This is a genomic window from Burkholderia sp. HI2714 (genome assembly GCF_002223085.1).
GTDB lineage: Bacteria > Pseudomonadota > Gammaproteobacteria > Burkholderiales > Burkholderiaceae > Burkholderia > Burkholderia lata_D.
Genome location: NZ_NKFM01000004.1, coordinates 44,538 through 64,167 on the forward strand (window position 1 = coordinate 44,538; position 19,630 = coordinate 64,167).

At 66.7% G+C, this 19,630-nt stretch carries 19 protein-coding genes; 12 read left to right on the top strand and 7 right to left on the bottom strand.

Features of this window, described 5'->3' with window-relative positions; all coding sequences use genetic code 11:
- Positions 1-55 precede the first annotated feature (55 nt).
- Positions 56-310: a hypothetical protein gene (locus CFB82_RS43090; RefSeq protein WP_179254136.1), complete on the bottom strand. Its 255-nt coding sequence runs from the start codon at positions 308-310 to the stop codon at positions 56-58.
- Between CFB82_RS43090 and mnmC the strand changes: the two genes are divergently transcribed.
- The 7 genes from mnmC (at position 230) to CFB82_RS00420 (ending at position 9,115) form a co-directional block, all read left to right on the top strand.
- On the top strand, positions 230-2,176 hold the full coding sequence (mnmC, locus tag CFB82_RS00385) for a bifunctional tRNA (5-methylaminomethyl-2-thiouridine)(34)-methyltransferase MnmD/FAD-dependent 5-carboxymethylaminomethyl-2-thiouridine(34) oxidoreductase MnmC (RefSeq protein WP_089483165.1): 1,947 nt from the start codon (positions 230-232) through the stop codon (positions 2,174-2,176). The genes CFB82_RS43090 and mnmC overlap by 81 nt on opposite strands.
- Positions 2,177-2,847: 671 nt before the next feature.
- Positions 2,848-4,062, top strand: coding sequence for a cation:proton antiporter (locus tag CFB82_RS00395; RefSeq protein WP_089483167.1), 1,215 nt, complete (start codon positions 2,848-2,850; stop codon positions 4,060-4,062).
- A 14-nt stretch (positions 4,063-4,076) separates the two neighbouring features.
- Positions 4,077-5,192, top strand: coding sequence for a YbdK family carboxylate-amine ligase (locus CFB82_RS00400; RefSeq protein WP_006490006.1), 1,116 nt, complete (start codon positions 4,077-4,079; stop codon positions 5,190-5,192).
- Between the two features lie 508 nt (positions 5,193-5,700).
- Entirely contained in the window at positions 5,701-6,339 is a 639-nt protein-coding gene (locus tag CFB82_RS00405; RefSeq protein ID WP_034188191.1) for a MarR family winged helix-turn-helix transcriptional regulator, read from the top strand.
- 28 nt (positions 6,340-6,367) lie between these two features.
- The gene (locus CFB82_RS00410; RefSeq protein ID WP_089471995.1) at positions 6,368-7,078 is read left to right on the top strand and encodes a glutamine amidotransferase; all 711 of its coding nucleotides are present in this window, start codon (positions 6,368-6,370) and stop codon (positions 7,076-7,078) included.
- Between the two features lie 215 nt (positions 7,079-7,293).
- The gene (locus CFB82_RS00415) at positions 7,294-8,406 is read left to right on the top strand and encodes an NADH:flavin oxidoreductase/NADH oxidase (protein WP_089483168.1); all 1,113 of its coding nucleotides are present in this window, start codon (positions 7,294-7,296) and stop codon (positions 8,404-8,406) included.
- A gap of 178 nt (positions 8,407-8,584) precedes the next feature.
- Positions 8,585-9,115 carry an SET domain-containing protein gene (locus tag CFB82_RS00420; protein ID WP_089424134.1) on the top strand — a complete coding sequence of 177 codons (531 nt, stop codon included), beginning with the start codon at positions 8,585-8,587 and terminating at the stop codon, positions 9,113-9,115.
- A gap of 135 nt (positions 9,116-9,250) precedes the next feature.
- Here CFB82_RS00420 and CFB82_RS00425 read toward each other — a convergent pair whose 3' ends face one another.
- Both CFB82_RS00425 and CFB82_RS00430 read right to left on the bottom strand, forming a co-directional pair.
- Positions 9,251-10,735: a sensor histidine kinase gene (locus CFB82_RS00425; RefSeq protein ID WP_069246757.1), complete on the bottom strand. Its 1,485-nt coding sequence runs from the start codon at positions 10,733-10,735 to the stop codon at positions 9,251-9,253.
- Positions 10,736-10,855: 120 nt separating this feature from the next.
- Positions 10,856-11,548 (bottom strand): response regulator, encoded by a 693-nt coding sequence (locus CFB82_RS00430; protein WP_006401494.1) that lies wholly within the window; start codon positions 11,546-11,548, stop codon positions 10,856-10,858.
- A 122-nt stretch (positions 11,549-11,670) separates the two neighbouring features.
- Between CFB82_RS00430 and CFB82_RS00435 the strand changes: the two genes are divergently transcribed.
- Positions 11,671-11,901 carry a DUF3717 domain-containing protein gene (locus tag CFB82_RS00435; RefSeq protein ID WP_069246758.1) on the top strand — a complete coding sequence of 77 codons (231 nt, stop codon included), beginning with the start codon at positions 11,671-11,673 and terminating at the stop codon, positions 11,899-11,901.
- 92 nt (positions 11,902-11,993) lie between these two features.
- On the opposite strand, the gene CFB82_RS00440 is transcribed toward CFB82_RS00435, so the two are convergent.
- Both CFB82_RS00440 and phhA read right to left on the bottom strand, forming a co-directional pair.
- Positions 11,994-12,302 (bottom strand): 4a-hydroxytetrahydrobiopterin dehydratase, encoded by a 309-nt coding sequence (locus tag CFB82_RS00440; RefSeq protein ID WP_011350499.1) that lies wholly within the window; start codon positions 12,300-12,302, stop codon positions 11,994-11,996.
- Positions 12,303-12,476: 174 nt separating this feature from the next.
- Complete coding sequence (gene phhA, locus CFB82_RS00445; RefSeq protein WP_089483183.1) at positions 12,477-13,370, bottom strand: phenylalanine 4-monooxygenase; 894 nt, start codon at positions 13,368-13,370, stop codon at positions 12,477-12,479.
- 139 nt (positions 13,371-13,509) lie between these two features.
- Here phhA and CFB82_RS00450 point away from each other — a divergent pair, with 139 nt between their 5' ends.
- Positions 13,510-13,995, top strand: coding sequence for an Lrp/AsnC family transcriptional regulator (locus tag CFB82_RS00450; protein WP_006408082.1), 486 nt, complete (start codon positions 13,510-13,512; stop codon positions 13,993-13,995).
- Between the two features lie 67 nt (positions 13,996-14,062).
- Here the strand turns inward: CFB82_RS00450 and CFB82_RS00455 are convergent, their stop codons facing one another.
- Complete coding sequence (locus CFB82_RS00455) at positions 14,063-14,596, bottom strand: class IV adenylate cyclase (protein ID WP_089483170.1); 534 nt, start codon at positions 14,594-14,596, stop codon at positions 14,063-14,065.
- Positions 14,597-14,829: 233 nt separating this feature from the next.
- Positions 14,830-15,729, bottom strand: a complete 900-nt coding sequence (locus CFB82_RS00460; RefSeq protein WP_089483171.1) for a LysR family transcriptional regulator — start codon at positions 15,727-15,729, stop codon at positions 14,830-14,832.
- A gap of 169 nt (positions 15,730-15,898) precedes the next feature.
- Between CFB82_RS00460 and CFB82_RS00465 the strand changes: the two genes are divergently transcribed.
- The 3 genes from CFB82_RS00465 (at position 15,899) to CFB82_RS00475 (ending at position 19,586) form a co-directional block, all read left to right on the top strand.
- Positions 15,899-17,584: a GMC family oxidoreductase gene (locus CFB82_RS00465; RefSeq protein WP_089483172.1), complete on the top strand. Its 1,686-nt coding sequence runs from the start codon at positions 15,899-15,901 to the stop codon at positions 17,582-17,584.
- Positions 17,585-18,054: 470 nt separating this feature from the next.
- Positions 18,055-18,834: an ABC transporter ATP-binding protein gene (locus CFB82_RS00470; RefSeq protein WP_021160426.1), complete on the top strand. Its 780-nt coding sequence runs from the start codon at positions 18,055-18,057 to the stop codon at positions 18,832-18,834.
- The gene (locus CFB82_RS00475) at positions 18,831-19,586 is read left to right on the top strand and encodes an ABC transporter ATP-binding protein (RefSeq protein WP_039351472.1); all 756 of its coding nucleotides are present in this window, start codon (positions 18,831-18,833) and stop codon (positions 19,584-19,586) included. The genes CFB82_RS00470 and CFB82_RS00475 overlap by 4 nt, the downstream gene beginning before the upstream one ends.
- Positions 19,587-19,630 lie beyond the last annotated feature (44 nt).

Genomic DNA, 19,630 nt, shown 5'->3' on the forward strand with positions numbered 1-19,630 from the left:
GCGTTGCTATGATAGCGCAGCGCAAACCCAATAACGACAAGGGTTTCAAAGATTTTCATCGGTATTTCGCCGAATGAATCACCGACTGCCCGTTTTTTGACCAGCGCCAACCGGACAGGATACGCAGCGCGGTCCGCCCGTGCGCCGCGCCGTTGGCTTTTTCCAACGACCGGTCGGACGGCCCCGCGCAATCCCTTGCCAGGCTTGGCTGCCACGTTTTTTGTTTCGCATGACCGACCGACTTGTTCCCGCCACGCTTACGCTCCGCGACGACGGCACGCTCGTCTCGCCCGAGTTCGGTGATCTCCATCGCGGCGCATCAGGCGCGCTCGCGCATCGCATGTTAGTCGCGGGCAACGGGCTGCCGGCACGCTGGCAGGGCCGCCGCACGTTCACGATCGTGGCGACCGGATTCGGCGCGGGCGGCAGCTTCCTCGCGGCCTGGGCCGCATGGCGCGACGATCCCGCGCGCTGCGAGCGGCTGCATTTTGTCGCAGTCGAACCGCATCCTTTCGCACGCGACGACCTGCGCCGCGCCGCTTCGCATATCGTTGCGGACACAACTATATCGGCGGATGTCGATGCACTTGCCGACGCGTGGCCGATGCTCGTACCGGGCCTTCATCGGCTCGAATTCGACGAAGGGCGCGTGGTGCTCACGCTTGCGTTCGGCGATGCGCTCGACATGCTGGGGAAGATCGTCGCGCGCGCCGACGCGTTCTGTCTCGACCGCTTCGCGTCCTCGATCGACGCGGATCTCCCATCGGCCGACGTGGTCCGCGTGCTCTCGAAAATCGCCGGCGAACATGCCACGTTTGCAGCGCATGCGAGTTCGGACGCGTTGAAGCATGCACTCGGCCAATCAGGTTTCACGTATCGCGAGGTCGACGGTCTGCTCGTCGGCGAATATGCGCCGCGCTGGCGCGCGCGCCGGCACGAGCCGCCGCTCGCGCTGCCCGTTGCGACGCGCCGCGCGATCGTGATCGGCGCGGGGCTGGCGGGCTGCGCGGTCGTCGAGCGTCTGGCCGCGCGCGGCTGGGAAGTCACGCTGATCGAGCGGCACGAGCGGATCGCGAGCGAAGCGTCGGGCAATCCGGCCGGTGTATTCCACCCGCTGATGACACGCGACGACAACGTCGCGAGCCGGCTCACGCGCGGCGGCTTCCTGCACGCGATCGCACGCTGGCGCGCACTCGAACGCGCGGGCCATGCATTCGCGCGCAGCACGCACGGGATGATCCATCTCGCGGAATCCGCTGACGACTTCGAACGGATGCGCGAGGCATTCGATGCGTTCGGTGCGCCGTCCGACTATGTCTCGCTGCTCGACGTCGAGGCCGCGCGCGCGCATCTGAACCTGCCGGTCGCGCAGGGCGGCCTGCTGTTTCCGCACGGCGGCGCCGTCTGGCCGGCCGGCCTTTGCGCGGCCCAATACGCGGCGGCCGGCGAGCGTGTGCGCTTGCTCGCGTCCACCCGCGTTGCACGACTCGAACGGCGGGGCGACGCGTGGCATGCACTCGACGACGCGGGCGGCACGCTGGCCGAAGCGCCCGTCGTCGTGCTCGCGAATGCCGGCGACGCCGCGCGTCTCGCCGGGCTGCAACATGTCGCGCTGCAACCGGTGCGTGGCCAGCTCACGTTGCTGCCGGCCGGCAGCACGGCACCGCTGCCGTGCCCGACGATCGGCGACGGTTACGCGGTGCCGCTCGGCGACGGCACGCTGCTGATCGGCGCGACGTTCGAACCCGACGACGTCGATGCCGCGATGCGCGCGGCCGGCCACCTCGAAAACATCGAGCGCGTACGACATCTGCTGCCGGGCCTGATCGGCGACCTGCCGGATCCCGGTACGCTGCGCGGCCGCGTTGCATTCCGCTGGGTCGTCGGCGACCGCCTGCCGCTGCTCGGCCCGCTCGCGGACGAAGCGGGCGCCATCGCCAAGGCTCGCGCGCTAAGCGGTGCGCAGGCGCGCGACCTGCCGCGCATGCCTGGACTCTACGGCGCATTCGGCTTCGGCTCGCGCGGCCTCGTATGGGCGGCACTCGGCGCCGAACTGATCGCCTCGCAACTCGAAGGCGAGCCTTGGCCGCTCGAACGCGAACTTGCCGATGCCGTCGACCCCGCACGCTTCCTGATCCGCGCGTTGCGCGCGCGCCGCGTCGGCCAGGCCGGCTGATCACTCACCCGGGCCGCTCACAGTTTCCCGACTTTTTCGCGCAAGGTTATCCACTCGGCGCTGTGGATAACCGCGCGAAATCCGCGCGCACTTCGTGTGTAATCACAGTGGACGTAAACTGGGCAACTCGGCACAGCTGTGAGGCGGCCCGAAAGTTGCTCAACTCAAACCTCTGTGCACGAACAGTCTGTGCAACGGGTTATCGGCTCTGCAACGCCTTGATCTGTCGACGTAAACCGAAGTTATCCACAGAACTGTGCGTCCTTTGTTAACTTCTACTACGTATATATACAAGTAAACCTTTGAAACCAAAGACCTGCGGTGCCGCACAGCGCCGCGAGTCGATTCAATGGGTTCCAGACCGAAAAAGCTGTGGCACAATCGGTTTCCTTCGCGTTCATCCGGCCAGGCGCCGGACATGCTTCAATGGAACGGTCGGCACGATTTCGAATCTGAATCTTCGAGACTGCGCAGTCCGTTCACACACCAGGCCGACAATCCAGATCGGCAACCTGAACGACTTTCCGCCCTGTGGTGGAAAAGGCGGATCCCATGTCCCGCCGTCGTCGACACAACAATCACATTCGGGGCGATACCCAGCCGGCGCGTATCCATTTCTGACGCTTGACCCCGCGTCGCTGGCGGTTGCTTCCAAAGGAGAAGTCACCACGATGAAGTCGGCGTTCTCATTCCTGCCCAACTGGCCGCTTACGCCGGATGCCGTGTTCTGGGCCGGGCTCGCGTTGTTTGCGGCCGGCCTGTGTGGCGAGCTTTGCTATCGCGCATGGCGTCTGCCTCGCATCACCGGTTATGCGGTGATCGGTCTCATCGCCGGATCGTTCGGGTTCGGCGTGATCGATGCAAGCACCGACGAGACGTCCCGGTTGCTGATCGACGTCGCGCTCGGCCTCTTGCTGTTCGAGCTCGGCAGCCGTCTCGACCTGCGCTGGATCCGGCGCAATCCGTGGCTCGTCGCGTCGAGCCTCGCCGAAGCCACGCTCACGTTCGTGCTGGTGCTGTTCGTGATGCTCGGGCTCGGTGTGTCGGGGATGGTCGCGTTGGTGCTGTCGGCGATCGCGATCGCGACGTCGCCGTCGATGGTGATCCAGCTGAAGACCGAACTGCGCGCGGAAGGGCAGGTGTCGCAACGCCTCATCACGCTCACCGCGCTCAACAGCGTCTATGCGATCGTGCTGACCAAGCTGGTGACGGGCTGGCTCCACCAGGAAGCGTACGGCAACGTTTTCGCGACGATCCTGCAGCCGCTCTACCTGCTCATCGGTTCGTTCATCGTCGCGTATGTCGTTGCGCGTTCGTGCAACTACCTGTTCCGCCACATGACCGCGACGATGCGCGACGAGCATTCGTTCGTTGCGTTGTTCGGGCTCGTGATGCTCGCGATCGCCGTCGCCCAGGCGCTGAAGTTGTCGACGCTGCTTACGCTGCTGCTCGCCGGCATCATCGTGAAGAATCTCGAAGCACGTCCGCAACTGTGGCCCGAGCACTTCGGCACGGCCGGCTGGCTGCTGACGGTAGTCCTGTTCGTGCTCACGCTCACGTCGTTCACGTGGGGGGACATCGCGCTTGGCGGGCTGCTCGCGATCGTGCTGATCGTCACGCGGCTCGTCGCGAAGCTGGCCGGCGTCGTCGCGTTCGCGAAGCCGAGCGGCATCGGGATGAAGCAGGGTGTCGCGCTCGGCATCGCGCTCACGCCGATGTCCGCGCTGTCGTACCTGCTCGTCGACGACACCTACCAGCTCTATCCGAATTTCGACCCGCACCTGCGCGCGATCGTGATGTGCACGATCGTGATCCTGCAGCTCGTCAGCCCGTTCATCGTGTACCGCTGCCTGTCGGCGGTCGGTGAACGCAGCGACGGCAACTGATTCCGGAACCTGCCATGGCACTCGAAACCTTCGTCAATTCCGAGCCGTTTACGTTCGGCGTCGAACTGGAGATCCAGGTCGTCAACACGCACAACTACGACCTGACCAAAGCGGCCTCCGACCTGATGCGCCTGATCCAGGGCGAGACCTTCCCGGGCAACATCACGCCGGAAATCACCGAGAGCATGATCGAGCTGTCGACCGGCATCTGCCATTCGCACGAGCAGGCGGTGAGCGAGCTGCATGCGATCCGCGACGTGCTCGTGAAGGCGGCCGACCAGCTCAACGTCGGGCTGGCCGGCGGCGGCACGCATGCGTTCCAGCAATGGAGCGACCGGCAGATCTACGATGCGCCGCGCTTCCAGTACATCTCCGAGCTGTACGGCTATCTCGCGAAGCAGTTCACCGTGTTCGGCCAGCACGTGCACATCGGCTGCCCCGATCCCGACAGCGCGCTGTTCCTGCTGCACTCGATGTCGCGCTTCATTCCGCACTTCATCGCGCTGTCCGCGTCGTCGCCGTTCGTGCAGAACGTCGACACCGGCTTCCATTCGGCACGCCTGAATTCGGTGTTCGCGTTCCCGCTGTCGGGCCGCGCGCCGTTCGTGCTGACCTGGGACAGCTTCGAGGAGTACTTCACGAAGATGGTGAACACCGGCGTCGTCAACTCGATGAAGGACTTCTACTGGGACATCCGCCCGAAGCCCGGCTACGGGACGATCGAGGTGCGCGTGATGGACACGCCGCTGTCGGTCGACCGCGCGGCGGCGATCGCCTGCTACATCCAGACGCTCGCGCGCTACCTGCTGACCGACCGGCCGCTGAAGCTGTCCGAGGACGACTACCTCGTCTACACGTTCAACCGTTTCGAGGCGTGCCGCTTCGGGCTCGAGGGCACCTGCGTGAATCCTCAGACGGGCGAGCGCCGCACGATCGCCGAAGACATCCTCGACACGCTCGACCGGATCGCGCCGCATGCTGCCGCGCTCGGCTCGCGCGCGGCGCTCGACGAGATCGGCGCGCTCGCCAAGGCGCGCGTGAACGACGCATCGTGGTTGAGAACCGTTTTCAAACAGGAAAAATCGCTCAATGAGACGGTCCGCCAGCAGTGCTTACGGTGGCGCGAGTGAAAAAATGTTTTGCAGATTACGGGGTCGACCGAGTCGCGATTCACTGAACGACCGGCGGCCCCGATTGCCGCCGAAATCGTTGCCGGGTGTCCTGAAAATCTGTGGATAACCGGATATTCCGCTGCAAAGTCAACGATCTGTGCACGGGATAACCCGGTGGATCATTGCGGTTGGCCCGATGGCCGATCCGAACAGGAAAATGCCCTCGTGCACCGTTCGGCGGGCGTTCGGCATTGCAGGCACAACGAAAAATTTTGGTTATCCAGTGATTTTCCACAGAATGAAGGGGATAACTTAGCTGTGCGATTTTCCGCTCTCGCTTAGAATGTCGGCTTTGCGGACACCGGAACGAAGCGTGTCTTACCGGTCGCCGCGAACGCGACCGCCGCGTGTGCCCTCGCGACGGCCGTGCTGACATACTCGCAAGAGCATGTCTGTTTTGAGATAGACATTCGATCTCCACACTACGGCCGCTCGGCAAACCGGGCGGCGGCAAAGCGAAAAGACTATGAGCGAAGGCGTTTACGGGAATCAGGCTTCGGGACGTGTGACCCACAGCCTGCTGCGGTTGAGTACGGCCATGCGAAGCCAGGCATGGGATTGGGCGGAAGGCGCAGGCCTCACGCCGACGCAGGGCGAGATTCTCGTGCTGCTGCTGCAGCGCAAGGGCCCGATGCGGCTCGGCGAGATCGCGCGCGAGACGCAGCTGACCGCGGCGACCACGAGCGATGCGGTGAGCACGCTCGAGACGAAGGGTCTTGTCGAGAAGCGCCGTGCGCTGGACGACGGCCGCGCACTGGCCGTGCGCCTGTCGGCCCGTGGCCGGACGGCCGCGAAGAAGGCGCTGCAATGGCCTGAATTCCTGACGAAAGCGGTCGGCAAGCTCGGCGCGGACGAGCAGGGCACACTGTATCGCGCGCTGCTGAAGACGCTGCGCGAACTGCAGGTGGCCGGTGCGACGCCGCCGCAGCGCATGTGCTTGACGTGCGCCCACTTCCAGCCGGGCAAGCTGTCGAAGAAGACCGTGCATCACTGCGCGGCGCTCGACATCTCGATGTCCGACAGCGATCTGCGTCTCGACTGCTCGGTGCAGGAAGAGGCCGACGCGGCGACGCAGAAGAAGACCTGGAAGATTTTCGCCGGCTGACGTCCGTCGATCGACCGGGAGGCCGATGATGAACGCTGAAGTCGTGGCGATCCGCCACGTGCATTTCGAGGATCTCGGGAGCTTCGAGCAGGTGCTCGGCGAACGGGGCCGGCGGGTGCGCTACGTCGACGTCGGGTCGTCGCGGGTCGAGGTGCTCGACGTGCTCGAGCCGTCGCTCCTCGTCGTGCTCGGCGGGCCGCTCAGCGTGTACGACGATGCGCAATATCCGACGATCGCGCCGCTCGCGGCGCTCGTGCGCAAGCGCATCGACGCCGGGTTGCCGATCCTCGGGATCTGTCTCGGCTCGCAGTTCATCGCCCGGGCGCTCGGTGCGCGCGTCTATCCGGCCGCGCAGCACGAACTCGGCTGGACGCCGCTGACGCTCACCGATGCCGGTCGCGCCTCGCCGCTGCGCCATCTCGATGGTGCGGCGACGTCGATGCTGCATTGGCATGGCGACACGTTCGACCTGCCGGGCGGGGCGATTCATCTTGCCTCGACGCCGGCCTGCCGTCACCAGGCGTTCGCATGGGGCCAGCACGTGCTGGCGCTGCAATGCCATCCGGAAATCCGCACCGACCGATTCGAGCCGTGGCTGATCGCGAACGCCGGCGAAATCGCGGCGACGCCCGGCATCGACGCGTGTCAGTTGCGCGCCGATACCGCGCAGCACGGCCCCGCGCTCGAGGCGGCCGCGCGACGCATGTTCGCGGAGTGGCTCGACAGCGTCGGACTCTGACGCCGCCAGCGGCGCCGCCGTTCGCCGCGAAGGGATTGCTCGGCCCGCATTCGTTGCAGGCCGGCGCATCGCCGTATGCGCTGCCTTTTCTCCATTACCGGTAACCTGCCGTGCGCCGTACCTGACCATCCGCTTACTGCCGGGTGCGCCATCTGCACGCTTGCCGCCTGCGTGCTACGCTCGTTCGCTCTTTCCTTTCCTGGCGAGCGGCCTCCATGACTGCGCTGTTTTCCCCGTTCACGCTGCGCGGCGTGACCCTTCCGAACCGGATCGTGATCTCCCCGATGTGCCAGTATTCGGCCGAACGCGGCGAGGCGACCGACTGGCACATGATTCACCTCGGCCATCTCGCGCTGTCGGGCGCGGGGCTGCTCTGCATCGAGGCGACCGCGGTGGAACCCGACGGGCGCATCACGCATGGCGACCTCGGCCTCTGGGACGACGTGACGGAAGCCGCGCTGAAGCCGGTGCTGGCCGCGATCCGCAAGCATTCGCCGGTCCGCATCGCGATGCAGTTGTCGCATGCGGGGCGCAAGGCGTCGAGCAACGTGCCGTGGCAGGGCGGTCAGCTCGTGCCGGTCGCCGACGGCGGCTGGTTGCCGCATGCGCCGTCAGCCGTGCCGCACAAGGATGGCGAGACGCCGCCGCTCGCACTCGATGCCGCGGGCCTGAACCGGATCCGCGAAGCGTTCGCGGCGTCGGCGAAGCGGGCCGCACGGCTCGGCATCGACGCGATCGAGGTGCACGCGGCCCACGGCTACCTGCTGCACCAGTTCCTGTCGCCGCTCGCGAACCAGCGCACCGACGAATACGGCGGCTCGCTCGAAAACCGCATGCGCTTTCCGCTCGAGATCTTCGAGATCGTGCGTGCGGCGTTTCCGGAAGACCGGCCGGTCGGCGTGCGCGTGTCCGCGACCGACTGGGTCGAAGGCGGCTGGGAGCTCGACGATACGATCGCGTTCGCGCACGAACTGAAGCGCCGCGGCTGCGACTGGATCGACGTGTCGTCCGGCGGCGTGTCGCCGCTGCAGAAGATTCCGCTGTCGCCCGGTTACCAGGTGCCGTTCGCGCAGGCGGTGAAGCGCGCGGTCGGCATGCCGACGATCGCCGTCGGCCTGATCAACGAGCCGGCGCATGCGAACCGGCTCATCGAGGCCGGCGATGCCGATTTCGTCGCGATGGCGCGTGCAATGCTGTACGACCCGCGCTGGCCGTGGCATGCGGCGGCCGAGCTCGGCGCGCAGGTGACGGCGCCGCCGCAATACTGGCGCTCGCAGCCGCGCGAGCACAAGGCGTTGTTCGGCGACATCGCATTCGGCCAGCGTTGAGCACCGCGCGCAATATTGCGCGTGATGTTGAACGAAGCAATCGTGAACGTGTAGGATGCGGGTGATTCGCCGCATGCCTCGACGCGGCACCAACCGGTGCCGCGTTTTCGTTTTGCGCGGCGCCAGGCCGTGACCGCGGCCGTCTTCCATTCAAGTCGTCTTCACAAGGATTCGTTCGATGAGTTCACGCAGGATCGCGGTGCGCCGCTCGGGAGTACACGGTAAAGGCGTGTTCGCCGTGGCGCCGATCAAGGCCGGCGAGCGCGTAGTGGAATACAAGGGCGAACGAATTTCATGGAAGGAGGCGCTGCGCCGCCACCCGCACGACCCGAGCGAACCGAACCATACGTTCTACTTCGCACTGGACGAGGGCGGGGTGATCGACGGCAAGATCGACGGCAACAGCGCGCGCTGGATCAACCACTCGTGCGCGCCGAACTGCGAAGCCGAGGAAGTCAAAGGCCGCGTGTACATCCATGCGCTGCGCGACATCGGGCCGGAAGAGGAGCTGTTCTACGACTACGGCCTCGTGATCGACGCGAAGCTGACGAAGACGCTCAAGCGCGAGTACGCGTGCCATTGCGGTGCGGCGTCGTGCCGCGGCACGCTGCTCGCGACGTCCGACGAGGGCGGGAAGAAGAAAAAGAAGAAGGACAAGAAGGACGGCAAGTCCGAGTCCCGGTCGAAAGACAAGAAAAGCAAGAAGTGACGCAGGCGGCGGCGCATCGTGCGCTGCCGCTGCCGTTTCTGCAGACGGCTGCCGTATTGTGCAGCCGTGCTTCCCGCCTTCCTCATCCGGCGCGCGGCCCGATCAGCGGCCGCCCGCCGCGAGTCCCTCGATCTCTCAGTGCGTCGATGCGGCGGCCGGTGTTTCGCTGGCCGGCTGCTCGGTGCGCGCGACCAGCGGCACCCTCACCACGAAGCGCGAGCCGCCTTCCGATGCATCCTCGTACGACACGGTGCCGCCGTGCATCGCGATGATGTCGTGCACGATCGCGAGGCCGAGCCCGGCGCCCGTCTCGACGCCATTGCCGCTTTGCGCGTCGCCGCGGAAGAAGCGCTTGAACAGGTCGGCCTGCTGGTTGGCGGGCACGCCGGGGCCGTTGTCCTCGACGACGATCTCGGCGGCCGGCTGGCCGTCCTCGAGTGCGCCGCGCGCAACGTTCACCGTGATCCGTGCGCCGTCCGGCCGCGCGAGCGGGACGTACTTCAGCGCATTGTCGAGCAGGTTCGCGATCACCTCGCGCAACAGCACGGGGTTGCCGCGCACGACCAACTTCTCGTCGTCACCCGGATCGTCGGTGCGCTGGAAGCCGAGGTCGACGTGCGACGCAAGCGCGCGCGGCACCCATTCGGCACCCGTCTCGAACGCCATCGCCGCGAGGTCGACGTCGACGAACCGCGCGGCCTGTTCGCCCGGCTCGGCACGGGCGAGCGACAGCAACTGGTTGGACAGCCGCACCGCACGGTCGGCGGCCGCGCGCAGTTCGCGCACCGCGGCGAAGGTCTGGTGCGGGTCGCGCGCCACGGCTGCCTGCTCCGCGTGCAGCTTCACGGCCGTGAGCGGCGTGCGCAACTGGTGGGCGGCATCGGCGATGAACTTGCGCTGCGCATCGAGCGCGGTCTTCAGGCGGCCGAGCAGCGCGTTCATCGCGCTCGTCAGCGGCCGGATTTCCAGCGGCACCTCGGTTTCGTCGACCGGTTCCAGCGACGTGTGGGTCTGCCGGTTCAGCGAATCGGCCAGGTGCGTGAGCGGGCCGAGCTGCTGGTTCACGACGCGCCACACGATCCCCCAGCCCGCGAGCAGCAGCAGCAGCAGCGGCATCATGATCGCGACGAGGAATTCGGCCGCGATCCGGTAGCGGTGCCGCACCGGCTGCGCGACCTCGACGACCATCGGCTTGCCGCCTTCGACGTCGTCGACGCGCACCTGCGCGACCCGCACTGCACGGTTGTCGTATTCGGCCTCGAACACGTACGCGTGATGCATGCGGCGCACGTTGATGCCCTGGAGCGGCAGCTTCGGATCGCCGGCGAGTTCCTGTTCGCCGTCGCTGATCCGGTAGATCAACGCTTCGGCGGGATCGGAGAACATCGCCTGCGCAAGCGGCGGCACCGTGAACGGCGCGTCGGGGCCGGCGATCTGGATCTGTTTGGAGATGGCGGTCGCGAGATCGGCGAGCGAGCGGTCGATCACGTGCTGCGTGTATTGCCACGCGAGCCAGTAGGCGATCAGGCCGCTCATCAGCGCGAGCATCGACAGCGGGGCGGCGAGGCGCCGAAGCAGCGAGCGGCGCAGGCTGGTGGTCACAGCCGGATCAGGAGACATTTCGACGGGCAAATGGATAAACGCCGCTCACGGGGAGCGGCGCGGTCGTGCGCCGGGCGGCGACGCGGAGCAGCGCGCACACGCTGGCGGCACGTGGCCGCCCGGCGCGCGGTGCCGCGCTCAGACGCTCGCCGTCTGGCGGATTTCCTGCAGCAGGTAGCCGAAGCCGCGCACCGTGACGATTTCGACACGGCACTGCTCGAGTTTCTTGCGCACGCGGTGGACGTAGACTTCGATCGCGGTGTCGCCGAGATCGCCGCCGAAGTGCGTGAGGTGATCCTGCAACTGGGCCTTGCTGACGACGCGGCCGTGACGCAGCAGCAGCATCTCGAGCACCGCGAATTCGCGCGGCGACAGTTCGAGCGGCTTGTCGTCGTTGAAGATACGGCGATCGACGCCCGACAGGCGGACGCCACCGAGCGACACTTCCGGACGCGGCATGTCGCTGTGCGGGCCGCTGCGGCGCATCACCGCGCGGATGCGCGCTTCGAGCTCGGCCGGCTCGAACGGCTTGAGCATGTAGTCGTCGGCGCCGGAGTTCAGGCCCTGGATCCGGTCGTTCAGCTCGTCGCGCGCGGTCAGCACGATGACGGGCGTGTGGCGGTTGGTCTGGCGGAAGCGCGTGAGCAGCGTCATCCCGTCGATGCCCGGCAGGCCGAGGTCGAGGATCACGAGTTCGTGGCGGTTCTGTGCCAGCGCCTGTTCGGCAAAGATGCCGTCATGCACCATGTCGACGGTGAAGCCAGCCTGCTCGAGGCTGCTCTGGATACCGCGTGCGATGGGGCGGTCGTCTTCAATCAGAAGGAGTCGCATGAAGTTCGCTCAAGTACAATGGGTTGGCGGTTCAGGCACGCGGACAGCACGACGCCGTTTCCACAGGGGCGCCGCAACACCTGACATCAAGCATGGCGGCCAGCGAACGATTAAATCCAAACATGTCCGATATTTCGATCAACGACCTAGAAGCCGCGATCAATTTCTGGCGCGCCCGCTCGCCGTCGAGCGGCGACGAACTCAAACTCTGCGAAGAGGCCAGCGCGCTTTCCAAGCCGTATGCGCTGCTGATTGTACAGCGCGAAAGCGCGCTGCAACTGGAAGGTTTGGACCCCAAGGCACGGAAAGCCTACGAGGCTTACGTGCGCCTTAAGGATGGCTTGGAAAGCTGAAGGCTTCCGCTGACTACATCCTAGAAAACGTTCATCGAAATGAAAAGTTGACGCGCCGCGCATCGAAAGACGCGCGGCGGTAGAGGAATGCCTCAGGCGGCGGGTTGCGCGTGCGCGCCGGCACGGTCGATGAACAATGCCAGTTCGATGTCGCGTTCGGTGAGGCCGTCGGCATCGTGGGTCGACAGCGTGATGTCGACGCGGTTGTACACGTTGAACCATTCCGGATGGTGGTTCATTTCCTGCGCCTTGATCGCGACGCGCGTCATGAAGCCGAACGCTTCGTTGAAATCGGCGAAGCGCAGGCTGCGCTGGATCGCATCGCGGCCCGGGACGGCCGTCCAGAGCGGCAGGCCTTCGAGCCGGGTCTTGCGTTCTTCTGATGTGAGCTTGTGGATCATCTTGCACCTCTCGGTCGGTAACGGCGCCCGCGCGCGGCTTCGCCGCGCGGCGAAGCCGGCATCGGTCATTGTTTCATAGTTGTGGGACGGGCATCCGGGGACGGCCATCCGGCGACGGGCACCGGGGAAGGCGATCGGGAGGCCGCCAGCGGCGCGTCCCGGCGCCCTCGTACGTCACGCGTCGGCGTCGTCCGGCCAGCCTTCGCCCGTGCCGCGATGCAGCACGCGATCGGTATCGAGCACCGCGCCGGCGGCGAACTCGGGCAGCGCCGCCAGCCGATCGGCGAGCGCACGGCCGTCGACGTCGGCGAGCGCGAACAGCTGCGTGAAATCGTCGATCACGAAGTAGGTCTTCTGGAACGTGTCGATCCGGTACTTCGTGCGCATCACGCGCTCGAGGTCGAAGCCGAGCCGGTTCGGCGCCGCGCTTTCGAGGCTGTACAGGCTTTCGCCCTTGCTCGACACGATCCCGGCGCCATAGATCGACAACCCGTTCGTGCCGCGCGGGTCACGGATCAGCCCGAATTCCACCGTATACCAGTAGAGCCGCGCGAGGCGCGCCAGCGCCGCTTCATCGTCGGCGGCTGCGAGCGCGGTGCGGCCGTACGCCTGCATGTAGTCGGCGAACACCGGGTCGATCAGCAGCGGCACGTGGCCGAACAGGTCGTGGAAACAGTCGGGTTCCTGCAGGTAGTCGAGCTGGTCGGGGCGGCGCATCCACCAGGTGACGGGGAAGCGCCGGTTCGCGAGATGCTCGAAGAATACGCGATCGGGCACGAGGCCCGGCACCGCGACGATCTCCCAGCCCGTTGCCGGCTTCAACTGGCGGTTGACGTCGGCGAACGACGGCACGCGATCGGCCGGCAGGTCGATCTTCCCGAGCCCCGCGACGAACGCGTCGCATGCGCGCCCGCGCAGCAGCGCCGACTGGCGTGCATAGAGCTGCTTCCACACCGCGTGGTCGACCTGGCCGTAACGTGCAAGCGGCTGGTCGATGGTGAAATCGGCGCGGGTTTCGAGGCCCGCATCGAACTGCTCCTGCAGTTTCGCGGTGACGACGGTGGACATGATCTGGCTCTGCACGTGGCGGTTGGGAACCATGCAAGTGTAGAGCGGGCTGCGCGCGGAATGGGCGCATAGTTGGCGTTGATTCGCTTGTTGATGCGATAATCTCGCACCAAATCACGAATTAATGCGGAGAATGATCATGCTGGAACTAGACCACTTCGATCTCGCACTACTGGACGTGCTGCAGCGCTTCGGCCGCGCGACGCACCAGCAACTCGGCGAGGAGGTGCCGCTGTCGCCGTCGCAGATTGGCCGGCGGCTGCAGCGGCTCGAGGCGGCCGGCGTGATCGAAGGCTATCGCGTGATGCTGCGCCCCGAAAAGCTCGGGCTCGGCGTCACCGCGTTCACGAGCCTCAAGCTCAAGCACCACGGTGATTCGATCATCGAGCAGTTCCAGCAGCAGATCGACGTGCTGCCCGAAGTGCTCGAATGCCATGCGGTGGTGGGCGATGCCGACTATCTGCTGCGGATCGTCGCGCCCGACCTGAACGCGCTGTCGCAGTTCGTGATGAAGAAGCTGATGCGCGTGCCGGGCGTCGACAGCGTGCGCTCGAACATCGTGCTGACGACCTTCAAGCGCAACGGCGCGCTGCCGCTCGCGCACCTGGCGCCCGGCGCCGCCTGACGCGGCAACCGCGCGGCGGCAGGGTTGACGGTGGCGCGGGTTGCGCCGCCTTGGGGCAGGGGCCGGATCAGGCTGCTTCGTGCGGCGCGTCGGCGTTCAGCAGGTCGACGTACGCGACTGAGACGAGATCGTCCTGCGACACGCCGAGCTTCGCGAACACGTCGTGCGCTTCGGCTTCGCCGCCGGCTTCGTCGTCATCGGGGCCGAGCACGACTTCCAGTTCGATGAAATCGCCGAGGCCGTCGACCCGGTCGAGGTGGATGCGCGTGCGGCCCGCGAGGTACACGTGCCGTTCCTTCGTCACGATCCCGCGCGTGGTCAGCGCGGTGGCGAGCAGCGCGTGCATCGCGTCGGGATTCGTCACAGGGCTGCGCGTGTAGTACGACGCCTTCGGGCCGTCGCGGTCGTCGCGCTGGTAGAAGATCAGTTCGGCCGGCGTGCCATCCTCGAAGCGGCGCAGCTTCAGCCGGCCGCGCGGCACGTCATAGAAGAAATCCTGCTGGCGATAGAACAGCGGCGCTTCGGTCGCGAGCCTGGCCGCCTGTTCGCGCAGCTGGTCGAATTCGCGGGCGCGGGCTTTGATCTCGATGTTGCGGGCCATGCGGGTCTCCTTCAATCGGGGTCTCGCGGTGTGCGAACGCACAATCTAGCAAAAAGCCCGCGAAGGTGGCGTGACGACCGGCGGGACGCGGCGACACGACGCGGCCGGGAGGGTCGGCCCCGTGATTTCCCCGTTCACGCACGCGATGGCCCGCACGGTCGCCGGCTGCCGACCGGCGACGTGCCACCCGTTGACGCCCGGTGCGCGGCCGGTCCCAGCGCTATCAGCGCCACTCATATCGCCCACTGCGCTTCGATCAGCCGCAGCGCCGCCGCGATCGCCGGTTCGTCGCGCCGCTCCGCGAGCGTCACGAACGTCAGTTCGGTGGGCACCGTCACGGGCTCGACGATCGTCAGCGCATGCGCGTGCGCTTCGGCCAGCGCGGTCGAGTCGCGCGCGAGCGTCAACCCGATCCCCGATTTGACGAGATCGAGCATCGACTGCTCCTGGTCGACCTCGGCCACCTTGAGCGGCTGCGCGCCGGCTTCGGCGAAGCGCCGTGACAGCAGCCGGTGGTGCGCGGACGCCGGCGGCGTCCAGATCCACGGCAGCGTGGCAAGCGCGCGCCAGTCGTGCGCGCGCTGCACGCGCTCCTTCCAGCCGGCCGGCGCGAGTACGCGGTACTGGAAATGCGTGAGCGTGACGGTGTGGAACAGGGCGCCGTCGAACGGATCGTCCTCGCCCGGCCGGCCGATGTAGTAGCCGACGTCGAGCGCCCGCGTGCGCACCTGTTCGATCACCCAGCCCGACATCCCGTGCCGCAGCGCCGTCTCGATCTGCGGATGGGTTTCGACGAGCGCGCGCAGGAAGCCGCCGAGCCGCAGGAAGCCCGGATCGAGGATCGTGCCGATCCGCAGCCGGCCGCGCACCTCGTGCCGCAGCGCAGCAGCGGCGCGCTGCACGTCGGCGGCCGCGGCGAGCGCGCGTTCCGCATGCGGCAGCAGCGTCTGGCCGTCGCGCGTGAGCGCGAGGCCGCGCGACGTGCGCGTGAACAGCGTGACGCCGAGCGTTTCCTGCAGATGCTTGATCTGCAGGCTGACCGCCGGCTGCGTCAGGTGCAACTGCACGGCGGCGCGCGTCAGGTTGCCTTCGCGTGCGACCGTCGCGAACGCGCGGAGCAGGGTGAGATCCATCGTCGTGATATGAGCGCAGCTTATAACGCAGTTCAGCATAACTCATTGGATCGGCGGCCGGCGGCCGGAGTACGCTTCATCGGTCGTGGCGCGGGGCCGCAAGCGCGGCTCGCGACGCACTATGCTGAAAATGACGCGCGGCGTTGCGCCGCGTGACAGGAGACAAATCGTGACTACCCAACGCACGCTAGAAGGCGAATTCGATTACGTGATCGTCGGCGCGGGCACCGCGGGCTGCGTGCTCGCGAACCGCCTGACCGAGGATCCCGACATCCACGTGCTGCTGCTCGAAGCGGGCGGCAAGGACGACTATCACTGGATCCATATCCCGGTCGGCTATCTGTATTGCATCGGCAACCCGCGCACCGACTGGCTGTACAAGACGCAACCCGAAGCCGCGCTCAACGGCCGTGCGCTGTCGTATCCGCGCGGTCGGGTGCTCGGTGGCTGCTCGTCGATCAACGGGATGATCTACATGCGCGGCCAGCGCGAGGATTACGACAGCTGGGCGCAGGAAACCGGCGACGCCGGCTGGTCGTGGGACAGCGTGCTGCCGATCTTCAAGCGCAGCGAGGATCACCATGCGGGCGCGAGCGACGCGCACGGCGCGGGCGGCTACTGGCGTGTCGAGAAGCAGCGGCTGCGCTGGGAGATCCTCGAATCGTTCGCGCAGGCCGCGCAGCAGACGGGCATCCCGGCAACCGACGATTTCAACCGCGGCGACAATTCCGGGGTCGGCTATTTCGAGGTGAACCAGAAGCGCGGCGTGCGCTGGAATACGTCGAAGGCGTTCCTGCGGCCCGCGATGGCGCGCCCGAACCTGACCGTGATCACCGGCGCGCAGGCGCAGCGCGTGATCTTCGACGGGCGGCGCGCGGTCGGCGTCGAATACCACGGCGGTGGCACGGATTACGTCGCGCGGGCGCGTTCGGAGGTATTGCTGACGTCCGGCGCGGTGAATTCGCCGCAGCTGCTCGAACTGTCGGGTATCGGTGATGGCCGGCGGCTGCAGGCGCTCGGCATCGACGTCGTGCAGGATCTGCCGGGTGTCGGCGAAAACCTGCAGGACCACCTGCAATTGCGGATGGCGTTTCGCGTCGAGGGCGTGCGCACGCTCAACACGCTGTCCGCGCACTGGTGGGGCAAGCTGATGATCGGCGCCGAATATGCGTTGCTGCAGCGCGGGCCGATGTCGATGGCGCCGTCGCAGCTCGGCGCATTCGCAAAATCCGATCCCGACGATCCCGCGCTCACGCGCCCCGATCTCGAATACCACGTGCAGCCGCTGTCGCTCGAACGCTTCGGCGAGCCGCTGCACAGCTTCAACGCGTTTACGGCGTCCGTGTGTCATCTGCGGCCGACGTCGCGCGGCAGCGTGCATATTGCGAGCGCCGATCCGGGCGCACCACCCGCGATTGCGCCGAACTATCTGTCGACCGACCACGATCGCCACGTCGCCGCGAACGCGCTGCGGCTCACGCGCCGGATCGCGTCCGCGCCGGCGCTCGCGCGCTATCGGCCCGAGGAGATCCTGCCGGGCCTGCAGTATCGAAGCGAAGCCGAGCTGATCGAGGCGGCCGGCGTCGTCGGCACGACGATCTTCCATCCGGTCGGCACCTGCCGGATGGGGCGTGCCGACGATGCGCGCGCGGTGGTCGACAGCCGGCTGCGCGTACGCGGCATCGCGGGGCTGCGAATCGTCGATGCATCGGTGATGCCATTCATTACATCGGGCAACACCAATTCGCCGACGCTGATGATCGCCGAGCGTGCGAGCGACATGATTCGTGCCGATCGCCGTGCGGCGCGCGAAGCGACGCCGGTGCGCACGGATCAGGCGGTGACAGCCGCGTGACGGAACGCTGACACGCACGACAGCGGGCCGTCATGATGACGCCCGCTGATTCGCTATGCGAAACAAGCTGCTGTTGCAGCGGCGGTGCCGATGACGCCGATGGGCACCGAATAACACCGGTTCGCCCGGCAAGATCCATGCAAGCCGTGCCGCCGCACGGCTTTTTTGTTGCGTGCGTGCCGGGCCGCGCGGGTGGTCAACGCACGATGATGCACGTGTCAAAAAAACGGCGCGAAAAACCGTGCACAGCCGCGTGCGACATGGCGGCCAGCCCTATAAGTGCAAATCCCGATGATTGCACTGCACCAACGGCGAGACAATGTGGCGCAGTGTAGAGACGCGTCGGCGCGGGAGACCACCCTCGAGGCGTAACACGGCGCCCGGGGCAGACCGCTCATCCGCTGACCTGTTTCGCGGACGCTTCTCGCGAATCTTCCCGGTGCTTCGCCTGACTTCGTACGGAAGGGAACATGATTCTCGGCGACACGATTCTGGAAACACGCGGACTGACCAAGGAATTCAGGGGTTTCACGGCCGTCAACGGCGTGAACCTGCGTGTGCGTCGCGGTGCGATCCATGCGCTGATCGGGCCGAACGGCGCGGGCAAGACCACCTGCTTCAACCTCCTCACCAAATTCCTGACGCCGACGGCCGGCCAGATCGTCTTCAACGGCATCGACATCACCGACGAGCGGCCCGCGCAGGTTGCGCGGCGCGGCATCATCCGCTCGTTCCAGATCTCGGCCGTCTTCCCGCACCTGACCGCGCTGCAGAACGTGCGCATCGGGCTGCAGCGCGCGCTCGGCACCGAATTCCATTTCTGGCGCAGCGAACGCACGCTGAAGCGGCTCGACGACCGCGCGATGGACCTGCTCACGCAGGTCGGCCTCACCGATTTCGCGCAGGTGCCGACCGTCGAGCTCGCGTACGGCCGCAAGCGCGCGCTGGAGATCGCGACCACGCTCGCGATGGAGCCCGAACTGATGCTGCTCGACGAGCCCACGCAGGGGATGGGCCACGAGGACGTCGATCGCGTGACCGCGCTGATCAAGAAGGTCGCGAGCGGCCGCACGATCCTGATGGTCGAGCACAACATGAACGTGATCGCGGGCATCTCCGACACGATCACCGTCCTGCAACGCGGCGAGGTGCTGGCCGAAGGCTCGTATGCGGAAGTGTCGAAGAATCCGCTCGTCATCGAGGCCTACATGGGCAGCGCCGACGCGGCGCTCGCGGGGGCGCACGCATGAAGCACAGCGAACGGGAGGAACGCGAATTGAGCGGCGTCGAAAGCGGTACGCCCGCGCTGGAGATCACGGGCCTGGAGGCCTGGTACGGGGAATCCCACATATTGCACGGTGTCGACCTGACGGTGCATCGCGGTGAAGTCGTCACGCTGCTCGGCCGCAACGGCGCGGGCCGCACGACGACGCTGCGCGCGATCATGGGCCTCACGGGGCGCCGCAGCGGGTCGATCAAGGTCGCGGGCAACGAGACGATCGGCCTCGCGACGCACCGCATCGCGCATTACGGCATCGGCTACTGCCCGGAGGAGCGCGGGATCTTCTCGAGCCTGTCGTGCGAGGAGAACCTGATGCTGCCGCCGCTGATCGGGCCGCGCGAGCACGCGATGCCGATCGACGAGATCTACGCGATGTTCCCGAACCTCGCGTCGCGCCGGCAGAGCCAGGGCACGCGGCTGTCCGGCGGCGAGCAGCAGATGCTCGCGGTTGCACGGATCCTGCGCACCGGCGCGAACCTGCTGCTGCTCGACGAGATCTCCGAAGGCCTCGCGCCGGTGATCGTGCAGGCACTGGCGCGGATGATCGTCGCGCTGAAGGCGCGCGGCTACACGATCGTGATGGTCGAACAGAATTTCCGCTTCGCCGCGCCGCTCGCCGACCGGTTCTACGTGATGGAGCATGGCAGCATCGTCGAACATTTCCAGGCGGCCGAACTGGAAAGCAAGATGCCGACCCTGCACGACCTGCTCGGGGTATGACGCCGCCCCGTTTCCCTTGCCGCTAGCCGTGGCGGCCCTCGAAC